Consider the following 16,213-nt stretch of genomic DNA (forward strand, 5'->3'; position numbering starts at 1 on the left):
TTGAAACGTAGAAGGGACAGAGAGTTTTGTAGTAATTTAGGAAACTACGACTTTAAACGATATTTGCTTTTGTACAGTCTTGATTAAAAATAGTGTTTTTTCGTATGCGACTTTCTCTCCCTGATATCCAAAGAAATCAGCTGCTTTGAGTAAATCTGCGATCGCAGCTTGTTCATAACCAAGGCGATGGAAGGCTATTCCCCTGCTAATATAAGTACTACCATCACTTGGGTTAAGCCGGATAGCTTTAGTAAAATTATCTACAGCACCAGGGTAATCTTCACTTTTGGCACAAGCACAACCTCGGTTAAAATAGGCTCGATAGTCAACGGCATTGAGACGAATTGCCCGATTAAAGTCGAGCATAGCATTTTGGAAGTCTCTTAGCTCTAAACGCGCTAACCCTCGATCATTATAGATATCAGCAAGTAGAGGGCTACCTGTATGGGGGATTTGACTTAGGGCAAGATTGTAGTCTGTAATTGCCTGCTGATACTTTTCCAAAGAAGCATTGGCGATTCCTCGGTTATAATAGGCGCGAAAATCACTTGGTTTGAGAGCGATCGCTTGCTCATCGTCAGCAATAGCCGCTTCATAGTAACCTAGTCTATACTCAGCAATGCCTTTATTTAAATAAGCCTCAGCATTCTTTGGTGAAAAATTAATTGCTTGGGTACAGTCTGCGATCGCATTTTGGTAATCTTGAATGTTGAGATAAGCAAGACAACGATTACTATAAGCAGCAGCAAAATCATGTTTTTGTTCAATCGCTTGTTGAAATTCTTGAATTGCTCCTTGGTAGTTACCGTATAGCATTTTTTCTATCCCCAACTTGAAAAAATCTTCTGCTGTAGTTGGGATGATAGAAGTAGTTAATGAATAAGCAGGTGCAGATACAAATGAACAACTAAGCACAATAACAGTAATTAAAATTAAACTAAAAACAAAGCGATAACAGCAATTCATAAATCCTCGCTTTTTGTGTATAAATCAAGTACCTAAAAATAATCAGGAAAATAGGTACTAATTACGCGCGTTATAAATAGCCAGAATTCTAAGCTTTGCGTTCTTATTTAACTACTAAAATATTTCTTACTCATCACCTAAAATAAACACTGAAAATATATTGATTTTTCCACACCTACCATACGGAAAACCCTCACACAGCTACACATCTCTTTTGCAAATCGGGCAGGTGAAAATAAAATTAACTATTGAGATGAAACTACAGACAAACACAAACAAACACTTATTTTACCCGTGTCTATATGTCTGCATCTGTAGTTTCAAATACTCATTTTGTGTTTTAGTTCCTAGTTTCTAGTTCCTAGTCCCTATTTTTCTACTTCCAATCTTTTTCAGCTTCTCCTAACACGTAAGCAGCAACATCTTCAATTTGTTCTGGTTTTAAACGCGCTTTGAAAGCTGGCATAGCATTTTTCCCATTTGTCACTTGGGCAATTATTGCCTCTGCTGAGTTCATGCCATATTTTTCCAAATCGCTTTTATTCAAACTTTTATTTGCTTGCACTAAGTTCTTACCACCCGCATGACAAGCAGCACAGTTAGCACTAAAGACTTTAGCGCCGTTGGCTGCATCTGCGGCTAAAGCAGGACGATTAAAAGCGAAGGTGAAGATTGTGATGCCAAGCAACAACACTAACAAAATCTTTTTCATTTCATGTTTCCTCTGCAATAAGGACTAATAAGTCCATAATCCTTACTAATTCTCAGCTTCACAGCTTTTCCTCGTCAAAAGACAGGCTGTCGTAGTTAGTAAATTGTCAATTGTCAATTGTCATTGGTAAGAGGGAACTCTTAACAGGGAATAGGAAATAGGTTATACCAATTTGAAAAAAGAATACAACACATGGATTATATAAGACCCCACCCCAACCCTCCCCTCAGAAAGAGGAGGGTGCCGTTAGGCGGGTGGGGTTATCTGTCGCAAACATTATTTGAATTGGTATAATTTCTCCCTTGTCCCCTTACTCCTCATACTCCCCCCACTTTCCACCCCCCATCTCCCTACACTCCCCCCTTCCCCAATTCCCTCAGCGCCTCACCCGTAACTCGACAAATGCGCCATTCTTCTAAAATCGATGTTCCCATGCGGCGGTAAAATGCTTGCGCTGGTTCGTTCCAATCCAAAACACTCCACTCTAGGCGTCCGCAATCTCTTTCTACAGCTATTTGAGCAACTTTAGTCAAAAGTGCTTTGCCAATTCCTTGGCTGCGATACTCTGGTAAAACAAATATATCTTCTAGATAAATTCCTGGTTTGGTTAGGAATGTTGAATAATTATGAAAAAATAGGGCAAACCCAACAGCTTGCCCTGTATATTCTGCTAATATAGCCTCAGCATATTTAGGGGAGCCAAATAAATGCTCCTTGAGTGTAGAGGAATTGCCGGTAACTGCATGAGAGAGGTTTTCGTATTCTGCTAGCCCTTGCACTAACTCAAATAGCACACCGCAATCAGCAGGTTCGGCAAAACGCACTATTAAATCAATTTGAGAAGTCATTGGTCATTTGTCATTAGTCCTTTGTCATTAGTCCATAATCAACGTCCATAGTCAAGAGTTCCAAGTCTTTAACTCTTAACCAATGACAAATGACAATTGACAATTGACAAATTATATTAACCATCCCTTCAACCGCTTAGCGATGTGAGGACGTCGTAATTTCCGCATCGCTTTACTTTGAATTTGTCGTACTCGTTCGCGAGAAAGGTTGAACATGTTACCAACTTCTTCCAAGGTGCAGGGTTCGCTGGTTGTCAATCCATAACGCAAGGAAATCACGTCTTTTTCTCGTGGGGTGAGTACGTCGCCTAGCACTTCCCAAATCTCCTGACGCATCATACTTTCGTTCATTTTTGCTTCTGGAGATTGGTTATCTTCATCTTCTAGCAAATCCATTAATTCCGTGTCTTCTTCTTTACCGACACGATGATTTAAAGATAATGCTTGCCGTCGTAATTGTTGGAGTTGACGTAATTGTTGGGGCGGAATTTCTAATGCTTCCGCCATTTCGATTTCGTTAGGATTACGCCCTAGTCTTTGTTTGAGTTCTCGCTGGGCTTTCTTGAGTTTGTTGAGTTTTTCAACAATATGAATTGGTAAACGGATTGTTCGGGCATCGTTTGCGATCGCCCTTGTAATTGCTTGTCTTATCCACCAATAAGCATAAGTAGAAAATTTATATCCTTTATCCGGATCAAACTTTTCTGTTGCCCGATTTAAACCCATCGCCCCTTCTTGAATTAAATCCAAAAAAGGTACACCACGATTCAAATATCGCTTCGCAATTGATACAACAAGTCGTAGGTTAGAGCGAATCATTTTGCGTTTCGCTACCCTACCTTGATACAAACGATTTTCTAACTGTTTTTCTGTTATTTGTAGATGCGCTGCTATATTTGCTTTGCTAGGTTGATATCCTAGTTCTTGTCGTAATGCAGCTTGGATTTCGTTAACTTCCTCTAAAAACCGCACTCGCCGCGCTAATTCAACTTCTTCATCGGGTTTTAGCAATGGATAACGCGCCATTTCTTTAAAAAACGCGCCCACAGCATCATCATACTCGGTTTTATTATACCCTGAAGGACGCGCTGCTGCCATTTCATCCCCATCGCGTCCATCAACTTCTAGATTTTCTGCAATTGGGGATTCTTCATCTGCCACTGCATTTAAAACTTCCAGAATTTGTTCTTCATTAACGGCAGCATTTTCTATCATTTCCATTGTTCCCAATTCAGCAATATTCATAGCTTCTGTTAGGGATTGTTGCTTGGTTTGATACATAATTTAGTGACAGCTGCTTTAAGATGCTTCATTAGTTTTTAATAAATGACAAATGCACCTGTTTGATAGCAAAAAAATTCCGCTAGATTTAACTAGTCAGATTAGTAGTCTTTGCCCATCATTACCTATGTTTCCCAAGGATAGCAAGAGGTAAAGACCACTATTTATTTTTGCTATTGGTTACAACTAGATACATTCTTAGATATATTTTTGCAGTTCACATCAACGCTCTCGTTGCTACTTCGAATATCCATGTGTTCCTCATTTTTTTTCTTGTTTACAAACTATGTCAAATAACCTAAATCAAAATTGCTCAAACTTAACAAATATAAAACTTACTCGTAATGATTAGTTAATTATTAAATTTTCATATATATTTCTAATTTATCTAATCTTTTATGGCTGGTTATTGTTTAAACATCTTTAAAATCTCATCAATAAGTCTGTTGCATGTTTGGTAACTTTGCTCAGCAAAAGGCACGGCGACCCATTGCCTAGTTAGAAGCATCTCATATACTGAGAGTATTTAATATCTATCAATAGGGAGAAAAGCTCTCTTGCGTATTCACCATACAGAGAAAAATCAACTTAAAAAGATGGAAGAGATTAATTTTGTCTGGTCTGTTTTCAATACCGATTACCGTATATAGATACAATTAATTCCCTAGCTGGAATTACATAAGAGGAAACTTATCAAGTATTATGTCTGATGACAGTATTGCGAATTACATTTTCATTGACATTTAGACAGACAGTTAACCTCATGAACAAGGAAAATTTTCAGCAAACAGAACAGATAAATATATATCTATAAATTGAGGAACCATGTATATAAATGATGTAAGTTTACCTCCTTTGGTCGTAGCCCAATCAGGGGAATCTTATGATACCAGAATAAATAAAAATCAATGGGTTGAAGTGCTAGTAGACTGTCCAGGAATTGCAAAAGAAGGTACAACAGAACAACAAGAAGAAGAAAAAGAAGAAAAACTCTATACCTATCGATTACCAGCAGGGTTAGAAGTAAAACCAGGAGATATTTTAAGTGTGCCTTTTGGCAAACAACAGGTAGGGGGGATAGCTATTCGTTTGTTAGCACAACCACCAGCTAATCTTGCGCCTGAAAAAATCAGAGATGTGGAAGATGTAATCCACTCAAAATTTTTTCGAGAAAGCTACTGGCAATTGCTAGAAAGAGTTTCCCAATACTATTACACTCCCTTTATGCAAGTGATACGCACTGCCCTACCACCAGGTTTGTTGGGGCGATCGCAGTCTCGTTTGCGGCTCAAAAGGGAAAATATTCCCAATGGCGCGAATGAATTTCTCAGTTTCCCAGCCCGTGAAATCATCAAAATTCTTCAATCTCAGGCTGATGGCGATTATAGCTTTAAATTCCTCAGACGCCAGATCAAAGGGTTTGATAGAGCCAAAAAGCAGTTAATCCAACGTGGTTGGGTAGAAACCTACATAGAATTGCCTAGATACTCTCGACCCCAGACCAAACCCATAGTAACACTGACAGTAAGTGTACCGCCGATCGACCTCAGCAAGCGCCAACGAGAAATACTAGAAGTGTTGAGGCGTTATGGCGGAGAATTATGGCTCAATGATTTTTTACAAATTTGTAATACAACCACCACTACTTTAAAAAAATTAGAAGACCAAGGTTATATTGTCATTCAACAAAGAGAAATATTACGCAGTGAAAACGGCCCCACAGTCGCAGCAGATCAACCAAAATCTTTAAATGCAGCTCAATTTCAGGCATTGTCTACCATCAAAGAAGTAAAAGGGTATGCAACTCTTCTCTTGCATGGAGTGACTGGTTCCGGAAAAACAGAAGTTTATTTGCAAGCGATCGCCCCTTTACTCGCCCAAGGAAAGTCCGCCCTCGTCTTAGTACCAGAAATTGGCTTAACACCCCAGCTAACTGATCGTTTCCGTGCTAGGTTTGGTAACAAAATTAATGTTTATCACAGTGCCCTCTCGGCTGGCGAACGTTACGACACCTGGCGACAAATGCTTACAGGTGAACCCCAAATAGTCATCGGGACACGGAGTGCTGTTTTTGCTCCCTTGCCCAACTTGGGTTTAATCATATTAGATGAAGAACACGACAACAGTTTTAAACAAGATTCTCCCATTCCCACCTACCATGCCCGCACCGTCGCCCAATGGCGGGCAGAATTAGAAAATTGTCCCTTAGTTTTGGGTTCCGCAACGCCATCTTTGGAAAGTTGGGTGAGGGTGAGGGATCGGGGATGGGGACAAGGAGGACAAGCCAGACATGGGGGACACGGCAGACAAGAAGGAGTAAATTCTCCTCACACTCCTCACACTCCCCACACTCCCCACACTCCCCACACCACCCCACCACCCCACTACCCCAGCAACTACCTCTCCCTCCCCGAACGCATCCACTCCCGCCCTTTACCAACAGTGGAAATAGTGGATATGCGGCAAGAATTACAACAGGGAAACCGTTCGATATTTAGTAGATCCTTACAAGATGCGTTGCAGCAATTAAAACAACAGAATCAGCAAGGAATTTTATTTATCCATCGCCGGGGACACAGCACTTTTGTGTCTTGCCGCAATTGTGGATATGTGTTGGAATGTCCCCATTGTGATGTATCGCTGGCGTATCACCAGACTGAGGCAGAAGGGCCACAAATTTTGCGCTGTCATTACTGTAATTATGCGCGATCGCATCCCAGAAACTGCCCTGAATGTAGTTCTCCTTACTTAAAATTCTTTGGTAGTGGCACACAAAGAGTCGCCCAGGAATTAACTAAGCAATTTCCAGATTTACGTTTTATTCGTTTTGATAGCGATACTACCCGCACCAAAGGCGCCCATCGTACCCTACTCACCCAATTTGCCAACGGCGAAGCAGATTTATTAATCGGTACACAAATGCTCACCAAAGGATTAGATTTACCACAGGTGACGCTTGTAGGAGTTGTCGCCGCCGATGGATTACTATATTTATCTGATTATCGGGCTAGCGAACGGGCTTTTCAAACCTTAGCACAGGTGGCTGGACGAGCTGGTAGAGGTGAAGAACCAGGTAGGGTAATTGTGCAAACTTATACACCAGAGCATCCAGTTATAGAAGCAGTACAAAAACATGACTACGAATCTTTCACCGCTACAGAATTAGAGCAACGGCAAGCACTGAATTATCCCCCCTATGGCAGGTTAATTTTATTACGTCTCAGTAGTCTTGATCCAATGGAAGTCCAAAATGCTGCCCAAGTAATAGCGGCTGCATTACCACAACAAGAAGGTTTAGATATATTGGGGCCAGCACCAGCTAATATTTTACGAGTCGCAAATCGTTATCGCTGGCAGATACTGTTAAAGTTTGCCCCTGATGCATTGCCACAGTTACCAGATTGGGAACAAGTGCGTCAACTTTGTCCGGCGTATGTGAGTTTAACAATAGATATAGATCCGATAAATATGATGTAATACCGAGTTGCATTCATAGATATTACCTCACCCCGCCTTAGGCACCCCTCTCCTTACCAAGGAGAGGGGAACTCGGGGTCCCCACTCCCCCAAGGGAGGAGCCAGTGCGGTGGACGGGTCCCCCGGCATAAAGCACCTGGCGTTGGGGATTAGGGGCAGGGGGTGAGGTTTTTAAACACAACTTGGTATAAGCTTACGCACAATTTCCTGATACTAAGGCGACTCGCGCAATACTGTCATATCCCACCTCATAATTTGTTGGACTAATGCGCTATCTAATACAAACACCCTCCTACTAAAAATTTACTATTTCAAAGACTCGTCGACGGGATTCAAATACTCGTTTATCTGTTTCAAAGACTCGCCGACGGGATTCAAATACTCGTTTATCTGTTTCAAAGACTCGCCAAGGTCGATTTTATTTTTCGACTTGTGTGTCACCATAGCATCGGAAAAGCCCACAATGAGGGAATGAAAGAACGAACACAGATGCACACAGATGGATCATGGGTTTGCTGTTAAGTTAATCCTAAATCCCTGATCCCGAATCCCCGCTATTTTCAAGACGGCATTTTAGAAATTTGGTTTTGTCTTAGAAACTTCTGGGCTACGAATCAAGATGTGTCCCTTGTTGAGTGGAGTCTACGATGCTTTAGGACAAAAGCAAGAAGCACTCAAGTACTACAACCAATCTCTGCCCCTAAGACGCGCAGCTGGCGATCGCTCAGGCGAAGCGATCACTTTAGGTAATATTGGTGTCTTGTATCGTGAAACAAATCGACCTACTGATGCCATTACATATTTAGAGCAATCTCTCAAAATTATCTTGGCAATGCGCCAAGGTTTACAACGGCAAAATCGGCAAAAGTTTCTTGAGATCAACGATTGGAGTGCATATCTCGTCGAGGACATTTAAGAAATGCTCGCAAGGTCTACCAAAGTGGTTCACGAGACAATATCAACACCGGAACCCTATTATTTCGTTTAGCATCTACCCCTCCTAGTTTTCTGACTGGGTAAGTTATATTTTGGTTGTAGCCACTGGGCTGTGCCGTTAGCCCGCCTTGCCTTGTATGTCCGTGTTCTGCCAACAAGAGCGTCAGGGAGGATCTCTCATGAGCCTTATAGAGAAAGTTGTAGCACAATTTGCCCATCCCACAGGATTTTGGGGGAATATCACTGGCTTCATCATGGCACATAGGCCATCAAATCTTGAACGCAATGAGTGGGCAATTTCCCTGCTTAACCTGCAACCCTCTGACTGCGTCTTGGAAATCGGTTTCGGGCCTGGAGTAGCAATCCAAAAGATGAGTGAAATTGTGACTGACGGTGTTATTTGGGGTATCGATCATTCTGAAGTGATGTTCAGGCAAGCCTCGAAAAGAAATCAACGCGCCATTGCGGCTGGAAGAGTGCGATTGGTTCTCACTTCGGTATCGCAATTGCCCTCCTTCGACGGCCCATTTGACAAGATTCTGGCTGTTAATAACTTTCAGTTCTGGAATAACAAGACGGACACGCTCAGACGGCTAACAGACCAGTTGCGCGCGGGAGGAATCATAGCCCTTGTTCATCAGCCCAGAATCCCTGGCACTACAGAAGATGATGCGACTGAAGCAGGAGAAAGGTTCGCAAGCTATCTGGAAATGGCTGGATTTAGCGACATCAAAGTGGAACGCAAGAGGATGAAGCCTGTTTCGACGGTGTATGTGCAAGGAAGCAATCTTCAATAGGGACGACAGCTGTCGATTAACCCTACTCCATCTGCAACGCCTTAAGTAAATAAAAGTAACAGAGTGATAAAAATGACAATTAAACAGAGAGAATACGGTGAAAAGAGAAAAGACACTATTAGGAGTAACAAAAGTTCTCAGTAGAGGTGGTTAACTTAGATTGGTTTAAACTCTCTGCCGTAGAGGAGAATAACCCTCTTTTGTTACTACCAGGAGAGAAAAATACTGGTTATACCTTGAACTTTAAACATAATCATGCCAACGTGCGATCGCGTTCCAATTTTGTCATTTAAATCCTCTTGTTGCAAATATAAGTAAAAAACAAGGTTTAAGATTATTCTCTGCCGAAGGTAACAAAAGAGGGTTAATTTGAGATATTTTGCTTTTTATTTTCAGAATCAGAATTAGCCGGAGAAGACTTTGGTGCTAAAGTCATCAGCGAAATTAAAGTTAAATTCATCAGTTCTATATAAGCTTCAATGTCAACTTGATCCGACAACAGCATCTCTCGATATTGTTGCTTAATTTGCTTGAGTTTTTGTAATGCTGCTTCTGGATCGGTTTGCAAGCTTGCCTGCCATTCATCTAATAATAGAAGGGTGTCCATGACTAACTTTTTGCGTTGTTGTTCTATGAGAGTACGACACTGATCGGCAAAAGTTTGTGTTTTATGACGGAGTTGTTCGTAGACTTCTGTTGACACTAAACCCTCAATAAATGTCAGGCGATTCTCTTGGCTTAAGTCTTCGATACTCTCCAATGCTTGCTGGGGATAATCTGGTAAAAGTGACTTAAGTTCACTAATTCGGTTGTTGGTTGTCGTCATAATTTTCTTGGACTTTTGTCTGTGCCATTGTCGTAACAGTAACCCCAGGACGCTTGTTGTTACCAAAATGAAAACTCCAGCCTGCAAGTCGTTGTTGTTTTCCCAATAACGAATGATTACAGCCCGAGGATCACCCTGATCAAACACTGCTTCTGCTGCTGGATGAATATAGAAAAGCTCTTTTCGCATCAATTCTTCGGCTTTTGAGCTTTGGATTTCTGGATAGAATTGGGCATAAGTACGAGCGGTGGAAAGAATTGACCAAGTAACTAGCCCTACCGTTTGCCGATTCATGTTAGGGCGAGTGACTAAAACGGTTGCTGTTGAGAGAGTTGGTAATTTTCGATTAGGAATTGGTGGACGCGAGGCGTAAGTGCCAAGGGGTAGGGTTGCACTTTCGTAGGAACTGGGATCTAATACTGTTAAGTTGTTTATGAGTGCAGTTCGTATAGGAAGTAAACTCAGATTAGAGTTTTTCACAAATATTTGCCTCAGGTTTTCATTTGCACCCAAACTTCCCACATAGATCATTGCGTCAACTTGTCGAGATTTCAGTTTCTGGAATGCTTCGTCAAAACTAGAAGTATCCTCTTGAACCTTGAGTTTGTCTGCTTGGATTAACTGCCTAGCTGTAAAGAGAATTCCACTACCAGGAGTACCAACAGCAACTCGCTTTCCTTGTAAGTCATCGAATGTATTGATTCCAGAATTTTTCTGCACAATAATGTGGACATATTCTTTGGCCAAAATCGCCACTGCTTTGACTTTTCCTTGCCGCATGGCTTCGTTGGCAACATCCAATTGCGCGATCGCAAAATCGACTTGGTGATTTAACAATCGTTGTAGGTTTTCCTGGGAACCTTGAGAAGCAATATTCCGCACAGAAAGTCCGACTGTTGTGTTGGTAGAGTAGTTAATTTGTTCACCTAAGCGATGGTAGTAACTACCGACAGTACCAGTGGAGAGAGTTACGCTATTTGGCTTTTGACTGCAACCGCTCAAAAACGATAATAGAATTCCCCCTGCTAAACCGCTAAATAGAAGGAAAATGTTTTGCGGTTGATAGATGAAGCTAAGACAGTTGTATGGAAGTTTCAGTAATTTATCTGTCCTGTTTCGTCTGTCGGATTGTGGAGGAATCATCTCATACCATTTTGAATTTCAGATTTTGGGAAAAGTTTGCCGCCGGAAATCTCCGTTTAAAGCTTTTCAAGACGGATTGGGAATTGCTTTGGTGGATTTGTTCTATAAAATCCAAAATGGGTATAATTTTCCTTCTAGCAAACTCACCAAGGCTCAATGCGATCGCTTAACTTTGAAGACAAGCGTTACAAAGTTAAGATTTACTTTATAAATACTCTCTCAATATTCTCACATAGGTGGTGATCGCTATATTTGTGCATATGTGCTTGAAATTAAAAAAACGCTAGATTCCTGACTGATTTGATCAGTGAAGGCTCTGTAACTTTCAATTTCCTGAAATTAAAATAGGATTTCTATATATAAGTAATTATGTCAAAAATATAATTCTCAAAGTTTTAATGTATTACTTTATACTTGTAGATATAACTTATCGAGTATAATACCTTAGAGTAAATATATTTATTTTACAGTAGTCGATATTACTAAAAGAGAATTGTTAATACAAAAACTAACATTATAAATTCAAAATGCCAAAATATGTAAAATTTTAATTTTTATTAAATTAGTCATTTACGAAAAAAGCAGGAACATAGTAATAGTTACAAAAAGTCATCCAAAAAGAGAATTTGAGTTGAAATAAGATATCACTCACTATTAAGTAATTAGGTGTTATTCATAATCATTAGCTTTCTAGTAGTAAAGCTAGACCAACTATAATTCAGCGTAAATACATGACACAGGATTTTTTGCAAATAGGGTTAACGCTTTGTATTTTAATAGTAATCACTCACTTTTTCGGAAGATACATATTTCGTGTCTTCTTGGGTGAAACAACTGTGTTTGACCCGGTATTGAACCCGGTTGAGCGAATTATTTATATACTAGGGGGCGTACGTAGCAAACAAGACATGACAGGTGGACAGTACGTGCGGGCGGTGCTTTTCAGCAATTTCCTTATGGGCGTTGCTGTTTACTTGATTTTAAAGTTTCAGGGAACTTTACCGTTGAATCCCATGAACTTGAAAGCACTTAGCTGGGATCTAGCACTACACACAACAATTTCATTTCTGACAAATACTGACCAGCAGCACTACATTCCGGAAATCACTTTAAGTTACTTTAGCCAAACAGCAGCTTTAGGCTTTTTAATGTTTACTTCTGCTGCAACTGGGTTGGCAGTGGGTATTGCCTTTATTCGTGGGTTGACAGGTAGACCACTGGGTAACTTTTACGTAGATTTAGTTCGTGGTATTACACGAATACTGTTACCAATATCTTTGCTTGGTGCGATCGCTTTAATAATCTTAGGCACACCGCAAACATTACTTCCAACTCAAGTTGTCACCACCCTCGAAGGAGCCAGTCAGTATATAGCTAGAGGCCCAGTTGCATCTTTTGAAATGATCAAACAACTGGGGGAAAACGGTGGTGGTTTTTTTGCTGCTAACTCTGCTCACCCATTTGAAAATCCCAATGGTGCTTCTAATTTAATAGAGATGCTCGCTATGCTGTCGATTCCAGCAGCATTGATTTATACCTATGGACTATTTGCTAACAACACCAAACAAGCTTGGTTGCTGTTCTGGATGGTGTTTGCGATCTTTGTAATTTTGATAGGTGTAACAGCTACTAGCGAGTATCAAGGCAATACCCTAGTTAACGCTATCTTAGGATATGAAATACCAAATTTAGAAGGAAAAGAAGTCCGTTTTGGTTCAATGCTCACTGCCTTTTGGGCGATCGCAACGACAAGTACCATGACTGGTGCTGTCAATGGAATGCATGATTCCCTTATGCCTACAGGAGGCTTTACCACTCTCCTAAATATGTTCTTACAAATCATTTGGGGTGGTCAGGGAACAGGAACAGCCTATTTATTTATTTATTTAATTCTGACTGTATTTTTAACAGGTTTAATGGTGGGACGCACACCGGAACTTTTGGGGCGAAAAATTGAGAAGCGAGAAATTGTCCTCGCTAGCCTAGTGTTATTAATTCACCCAATCGCGGTTTTAATTCCGAGTGCTATTACCTTATACTTTCCAGAAACATTAGCTGGGATTAACAATCCTGGTTTTCACGGTATTTCCCAAGTAGTTTATGAGTATACTTCAGCCAGTGCCAATAATGGATCTGGCTTTGAAGGTTTAGCAGATAACAGCCTCTGGTGGAATCTCAGTACCGTTGTTAGCTTGCTGTTGGGGCGCTATGTTCCCATTGTTGCCATGCTGCTATTAGCCGATAGCATGACTCGCAAACAAACAGTACCAGCAACACCAGGTACTCTGAGAACCGATACTCTGCTATTTACCAGTGTCACCGCCGGAGTAATTTTAATTTTAGGAGTACTGACTTTCTTCCCAGTTTTAGCTTTAGGCCCCATTGCCGAAGGATTTAAAATTGCCTCTGGCAGGTAGAAGACAAGGAGGACTAGGGAGACAAGGGGGACGACTTGGAGGACAAGGGGAATTAGTACTATATTATTCTCCCCACACTCCCTACACTCCCCACACTCCCCACACTCCCCACACTCCCCACACTCCCCACACTCCCACACTCCCCACACTCCCCACACTCCCCACACTCCACCCTTACCTTAAGCCGCTACGCGTCTACACACTCCTCACACTCCCCACCTCCCCATATCCATGAATCCAGCTGCTACTACCCCCAAATCTCCCAAACCCTCACGTTCTCGTCCCAATGACCGCCGTCATGCTCGTAAAAAGTCGCGGATTAATACTAGAGGTATTTATCTGCGAGCCATCAAAGATGCTTTTGTGAAGCTCAATCCTAAACAAGCAGTTAAAAACCCAGTCATGTTTTTAGTCTGGGTTGGGACACTAATTACCCTAGCGGTGACAATTGAACCTAATTTGTTTGGGCCAGTCACCGAGGAAAACCCACGCTTATTCAACGGCATGATCACGGTGATTTTATTCTTCACCGTTTGGTTTGCTAATTTTGCCGAGTCAGTTGCTGAAGGTAGAGGTAAAGCCCAAGCGGATGCTTTGCGCTCAACCAAGTCAGAAACTATTGCCAAAAAACTATTTCCCGATGGCGCAATTACAGAAGTTCCTTCCACCAGCTTGCAAAAGGGCGATACTGTCTATGTTGTTGCTGGTGATACTATTCCCGCCGACGGTGAAGTAGTTATGGGTACTGCCAGTGTCGATGAATCAGCAATTACTGGCGAATCTGCCCCGGTATTAAAAGAACCAGGTTCTGATGTTGCTAGTTCGGTCACTGGTGGGACGCGCATTATCTCCGATGAACTGATTATCCGCATTACTGCTGATCCAGGCAAGGGTTTTATAGACCGGATGATTGCTTTGGTAGAAGGGGCAGAACGCAGCAAAACACCTAATGAAATTGCATTAACAGTATTATTGGCAGTTCTCAGCTTAGTGTTTTTGTTTGTAGTGGCAACTTTGCCGTTCATCGCTCAATATGTGCAAATTCAAGTCAGTGTGGCAGTTTTAGTAGCGCTGTTGGTAGCATTGATCCCCACCACCATCGGCGGATTACTGAGTGCGATCGGGATTGCGGGTATGGATAGGGTAGCCCAGTTTAACGTGATCGCCACCTCTGGTAGAGCGGTGGAAGCTTGTGGTGATGTTAACACCTTGGTTCTTGACAAAACAGGCACAATCACCTTAGGCAACCGTCTGGCAGAAGGATTTATTCCTATCAACAGTCACTCAATGGAAGAAATTGCTTATGTGGCTTTGGTAGCAAGTATATTTGATGAAACTCCAGAGGGGAAATCTATATTTAGACTGGCAGAAAGATTGGGAACCAGAATTGATTTTGATCCGGAAAAAGCCGAAGCGGTAGAATTTTCCGCTAGAACTCGCATGAGTGGTACAAATTTACCCAACGGCCAAGAGGCGCGTAAAGGTGCGGTAAATGCAATCAAAGGATTTGTACGTACACGTAATGGACAACAGACACCAGATTTAGATGCTGCCTACGAAATGGTTTCCCAGCAAGGAGGGACACCACTAGCAGTGTGCCTAGATGGGGAAATTTATGGTGTGATTTATCTCAAAGATATAGTTAAACCAGGAATACGCGATCGCTTTGATCAGTTGCGGCGTATGGGAGTACGCACCGTCATGTTGACAGGAGACAACCACATTACCGCTTCTGTGATTGCTAAAGAAGCTGGAGTTGATGATTTTATTGCCGAAGCTACCCCAGAAGACAAAATCTCTGTAATTCAACGAGAACAGGAAAAAGGCAAACTAGTAGCAATGACCGGAGACGGTACAAATGATGCACCAGCCTTGGCACAGGCGAATGTTGGTGTAGCAATGAATACGGGTACTCAAGCCGCCAAAGAAGCAGCAAACATGGTGGATTTAGACTCTGACCCGACCAAACTCATTGATATAGTTAGCATTGGTAAGCAATTGTTGATTACCAGAGGAGCATTAACAACATTTTCGATCGCCAATGATATTGCTAAGTATTTTGCAATTATTCCAGTATTATTTGCTGCTGCCAACTTACAAGGCTTGAACATCATGAAGCTAACCAGCACTAATTCTGCTGTGCTGTCAGCGCTAATTTACAATGCATTGATTATTCCTGTTTTAATTCCTTTAGCACTCAAGGGTGTAAAGTTTCGACCTTTGACTGCTAATCAGTTATTACAACGCAATATTTGGATTTATGGGTTGGGCGGTGTGATTGCACCTTTTATTGCGATTAAGTTAATTGATTTGATGATTACGGCTATAGGATTGGCGTAGGAAGGGGAAAGAATATATTTTATTTAACGCACCAGGTAGCAAAGGTAAGCGCAGAGTAACACAGAGTTTTTGGACTCATATGTTGAGTTATTCCAAGGTAGGGGGAAACAATATAGTTTAATTAGAGGTGACAAAATAAAATGAATATAAATAGAGAAGTTAATGTATTTAAGAAGTTTTTGTCAGCAAATTTAGTAGAGCCAATTTATTTTATGTGGTCACAATGGCGTAGGCAAAAGTTACCACTGGTGATTTTTATTGGTTTATGTATAAATTTGGTGATTGCTCCCGTTGTTTATGCAGCTGCTGACGGTGTTTTGGAACGTCGTTCAGCTTGGGCAATTGGTATTTTAGGTTTTATAACATTGGCACTAGTAGTTTACTTATTCTTTGTTATTTTTCAACCAGAACGTTTTTAACTGTTATCAATTATCAGTTCTCAGACCAATTAATTACCCTTCGGGTTCGCT

At 41.3% G+C, this 16,213-nt stretch carries 14 protein-coding genes; 9 read left to right on the forward strand and 5 right to left on the reverse strand.

From position 1 onward, the window contains the following. Nucleotides 1–36: 36 nt before the first annotated feature. The 4 genes from RS893_RS24305 to RS893_RS24320 form a co-directional block, all read right to left on the reverse strand. On the reverse strand, nt 37–966 hold the full coding sequence (locus tag RS893_RS24305; protein ID WP_315788238.1) for a tetratricopeptide repeat protein: 930 nt from the start codon (nt 964–966) through the stop codon (nt 37–39). 376 nt (nt 967–1,342) lie between these two features. Next, on the reverse strand, nt 1,343–1,678 hold the full coding sequence (petJ, locus tag RS893_RS24310; RefSeq protein WP_315788239.1) for a cytochrome c6 PetJ: 336 nt from the start codon (nt 1,676–1,678) through the stop codon (nt 1,343–1,345). Between the two features lie 350 nt (nt 1,679–2,028). Continuing rightward, nucleotides 2,029–2,526, reverse strand: coding sequence for a GNAT family N-acetyltransferase (locus tag RS893_RS24315; RefSeq protein ID WP_315788240.1), 498 nt, complete (start codon nt 2,524–2,526; stop codon nt 2,029–2,031). 111 nt (nt 2,527–2,637) lie between these two features. Beyond that, a complete protein-coding gene (locus RS893_RS24320) occupies nt 2,638–3,807 on the reverse strand; it encodes an RpoD/SigA family RNA polymerase sigma factor (protein WP_315788241.1) in 1,170 nt (389 codons plus the stop codon). An 825-nt stretch (nt 3,808–4,632) separates the two neighbouring features. Here RS893_RS24320 and priA point away from each other — a divergent pair. The 4 genes from priA to RS893_RS24340 all read left to right on the forward strand — a co-directional run bounded on the left by priA (nt 4,633) and on the right by RS893_RS24340 (nt 9,310). Then, nucleotides 4,633–7,284, forward strand: a complete 2,652-nt coding sequence (gene priA, locus RS893_RS24325) for a primosomal protein N' (RefSeq protein WP_315788242.1) — start codon at nt 4,633–4,635, stop codon at nt 7,282–7,284. A 619-nt stretch (nt 7,285–7,903) separates the two neighbouring features. Beyond that, nucleotides 7,904–8,200, forward strand: a complete 297-nt coding sequence (locus RS893_RS24330; protein ID WP_315788243.1) for a tetratricopeptide repeat protein — start codon at nt 7,904–7,906, stop codon at nt 8,198–8,200. Nucleotides 8,201–8,399: 199 nt separating this feature from the next. After that, on the forward strand, nt 8,400–9,017 hold the full coding sequence (locus RS893_RS24335) for a class I SAM-dependent methyltransferase (protein ID WP_315788244.1): 618 nt from the start codon (nt 8,400–8,402) through the stop codon (nt 9,015–9,017). Between the two features lie 146 nt (nt 9,018–9,163). Further along, the gene (locus RS893_RS24340; protein ID WP_315788245.1) at nt 9,164–9,310 is read left to right on the forward strand and encodes a hypothetical protein; all 147 of its coding nucleotides are present in this window, start codon (nt 9,164–9,166) and stop codon (nt 9,308–9,310) included. Between the two features lie 71 nt (nt 9,311–9,381). Here RS893_RS24340 and RS893_RS24345 read toward each other — a convergent pair whose 3' ends face one another. After that, a complete protein-coding gene (locus tag RS893_RS24345; protein ID WP_315788246.1) occupies nt 9,382–10,845 on the reverse strand; it encodes a TAXI family TRAP transporter solute-binding subunit in 1,464 nt (487 codons plus the stop codon). A gap of 64 nt (nt 10,846–10,909) precedes the next feature. On the opposite strand from RS893_RS24345, the gene RS893_RS24350 reads away from it, so the two are divergent. From RS893_RS24350 to kdpF, 5 genes are all read left to right on the forward strand, one after another. Beyond that, nucleotides 10,910–11,197, forward strand: coding sequence for a hypothetical protein (locus RS893_RS24350; RefSeq protein WP_315788247.1), 288 nt, complete (start codon nt 10,910–10,912; stop codon nt 11,195–11,197). A 520-nt stretch (nt 11,198–11,717) separates the two neighbouring features. After that, nucleotides 11,718–13,403: a potassium-transporting ATPase subunit KdpA gene (gene kdpA / locus RS893_RS24355; RefSeq protein ID WP_315788248.1), complete on the forward strand. Its 1,686-nt coding sequence runs from the start codon at nt 11,718–11,720 to the stop codon at nt 13,401–13,403. Then, nucleotides 13,387–13,638: a hypothetical protein gene (locus RS893_RS24360; RefSeq protein ID WP_315788249.1), complete on the forward strand. Its 252-nt coding sequence runs from the start codon at nt 13,387–13,389 to the stop codon at nt 13,636–13,638. The genes kdpA and RS893_RS24360 overlap by 17 nt, the downstream gene beginning before the upstream one ends. Then, nucleotides 13,635–15,743, forward strand: a complete 2,109-nt coding sequence (gene kdpB / locus RS893_RS24365) for a potassium-transporting ATPase subunit KdpB (protein WP_315788250.1) — start codon at nt 13,635–13,637, stop codon at nt 15,741–15,743. The genes RS893_RS24360 and kdpB overlap by 4 nt, the downstream gene beginning before the upstream one ends. A gap of 140 nt (nt 15,744–15,883) precedes the next feature. Continuing rightward, nucleotides 15,884–16,162: a K(+)-transporting ATPase subunit F gene (kdpF, locus tag RS893_RS24370; RefSeq protein WP_315788251.1), complete on the forward strand. Its 279-nt coding sequence runs from the start codon at nt 15,884–15,886 to the stop codon at nt 16,160–16,162. Nucleotides 16,163–16,213: the final 51 nt, after the last annotated feature.

It is taken from the genome of Fischerella sp. JS2 (assembly GCF_032393985.1).
GTDB lineage: Bacteria > Cyanobacteriota > Cyanobacteriia > Cyanobacteriales > Nostocaceae > Fischerella.

Coding starts and splice junctions, on each gene's coding strand:
- priA (WP_315788242.1), top strand. CDS start 4,633: ATGTATATAAATGATGTAAGTTTACCTCCTTTGGTCGTAGCCCAATCA.
- kdpB (WP_315788250.1), top strand. CDS start 13,635: ATGAATCCAGCTGCTACTACCCCCAAATCTCCCAAACCCTCACGTTCT.
- RS893_RS24305 (WP_315788238.1), bottom strand. CDS start 966: ATGAATTGCTGTTATCGCTTTGTTTTTAGTTTAATTTTAATTACTGTT.
- RS893_RS24335 (WP_315788244.1), top strand. CDS start 8,400: ATGAGCCTTATAGAGAAAGTTGTAGCACAATTTGCCCATCCCACAGGA.
- kdpA (WP_315788248.1), top strand. CDS start 11,718: ATGACACAGGATTTTTTGCAAATAGGGTTAACGCTTTGTATTTTAATA.
- RS893_RS24315 (WP_315788240.1), bottom strand. CDS start 2,526: ATGACTTCTCAAATTGATTTAATAGTGCGTTTTGCCGAACCTGCTGAT.
- RS893_RS24320 (WP_315788241.1), bottom strand. CDS start 3,807: ATGTATCAAACCAAGCAACAATCCCTAACAGAAGCTATGAATATTGCT.
- RS893_RS24350 (WP_315788247.1), top strand. CDS start 10,910: ATGAAGCTAAGACAGTTGTATGGAAGTTTCAGTAATTTATCTGTCCTG.
- petJ (WP_315788239.1), bottom strand. CDS start 1,678: ATGAAAAAGATTTTGTTAGTGTTGTTGCTTGGCATCACAATCTTCACC.
- kdpF (WP_315788251.1), top strand. CDS start 15,884: ATGAATATAAATAGAGAAGTTAATGTATTTAAGAAGTTTTTGTCAGCA.
- RS893_RS24330 (WP_315788243.1), top strand. CDS start 7,904: ATGTGTCCCTTGTTGAGTGGAGTCTACGATGCTTTAGGACAAAAGCAA.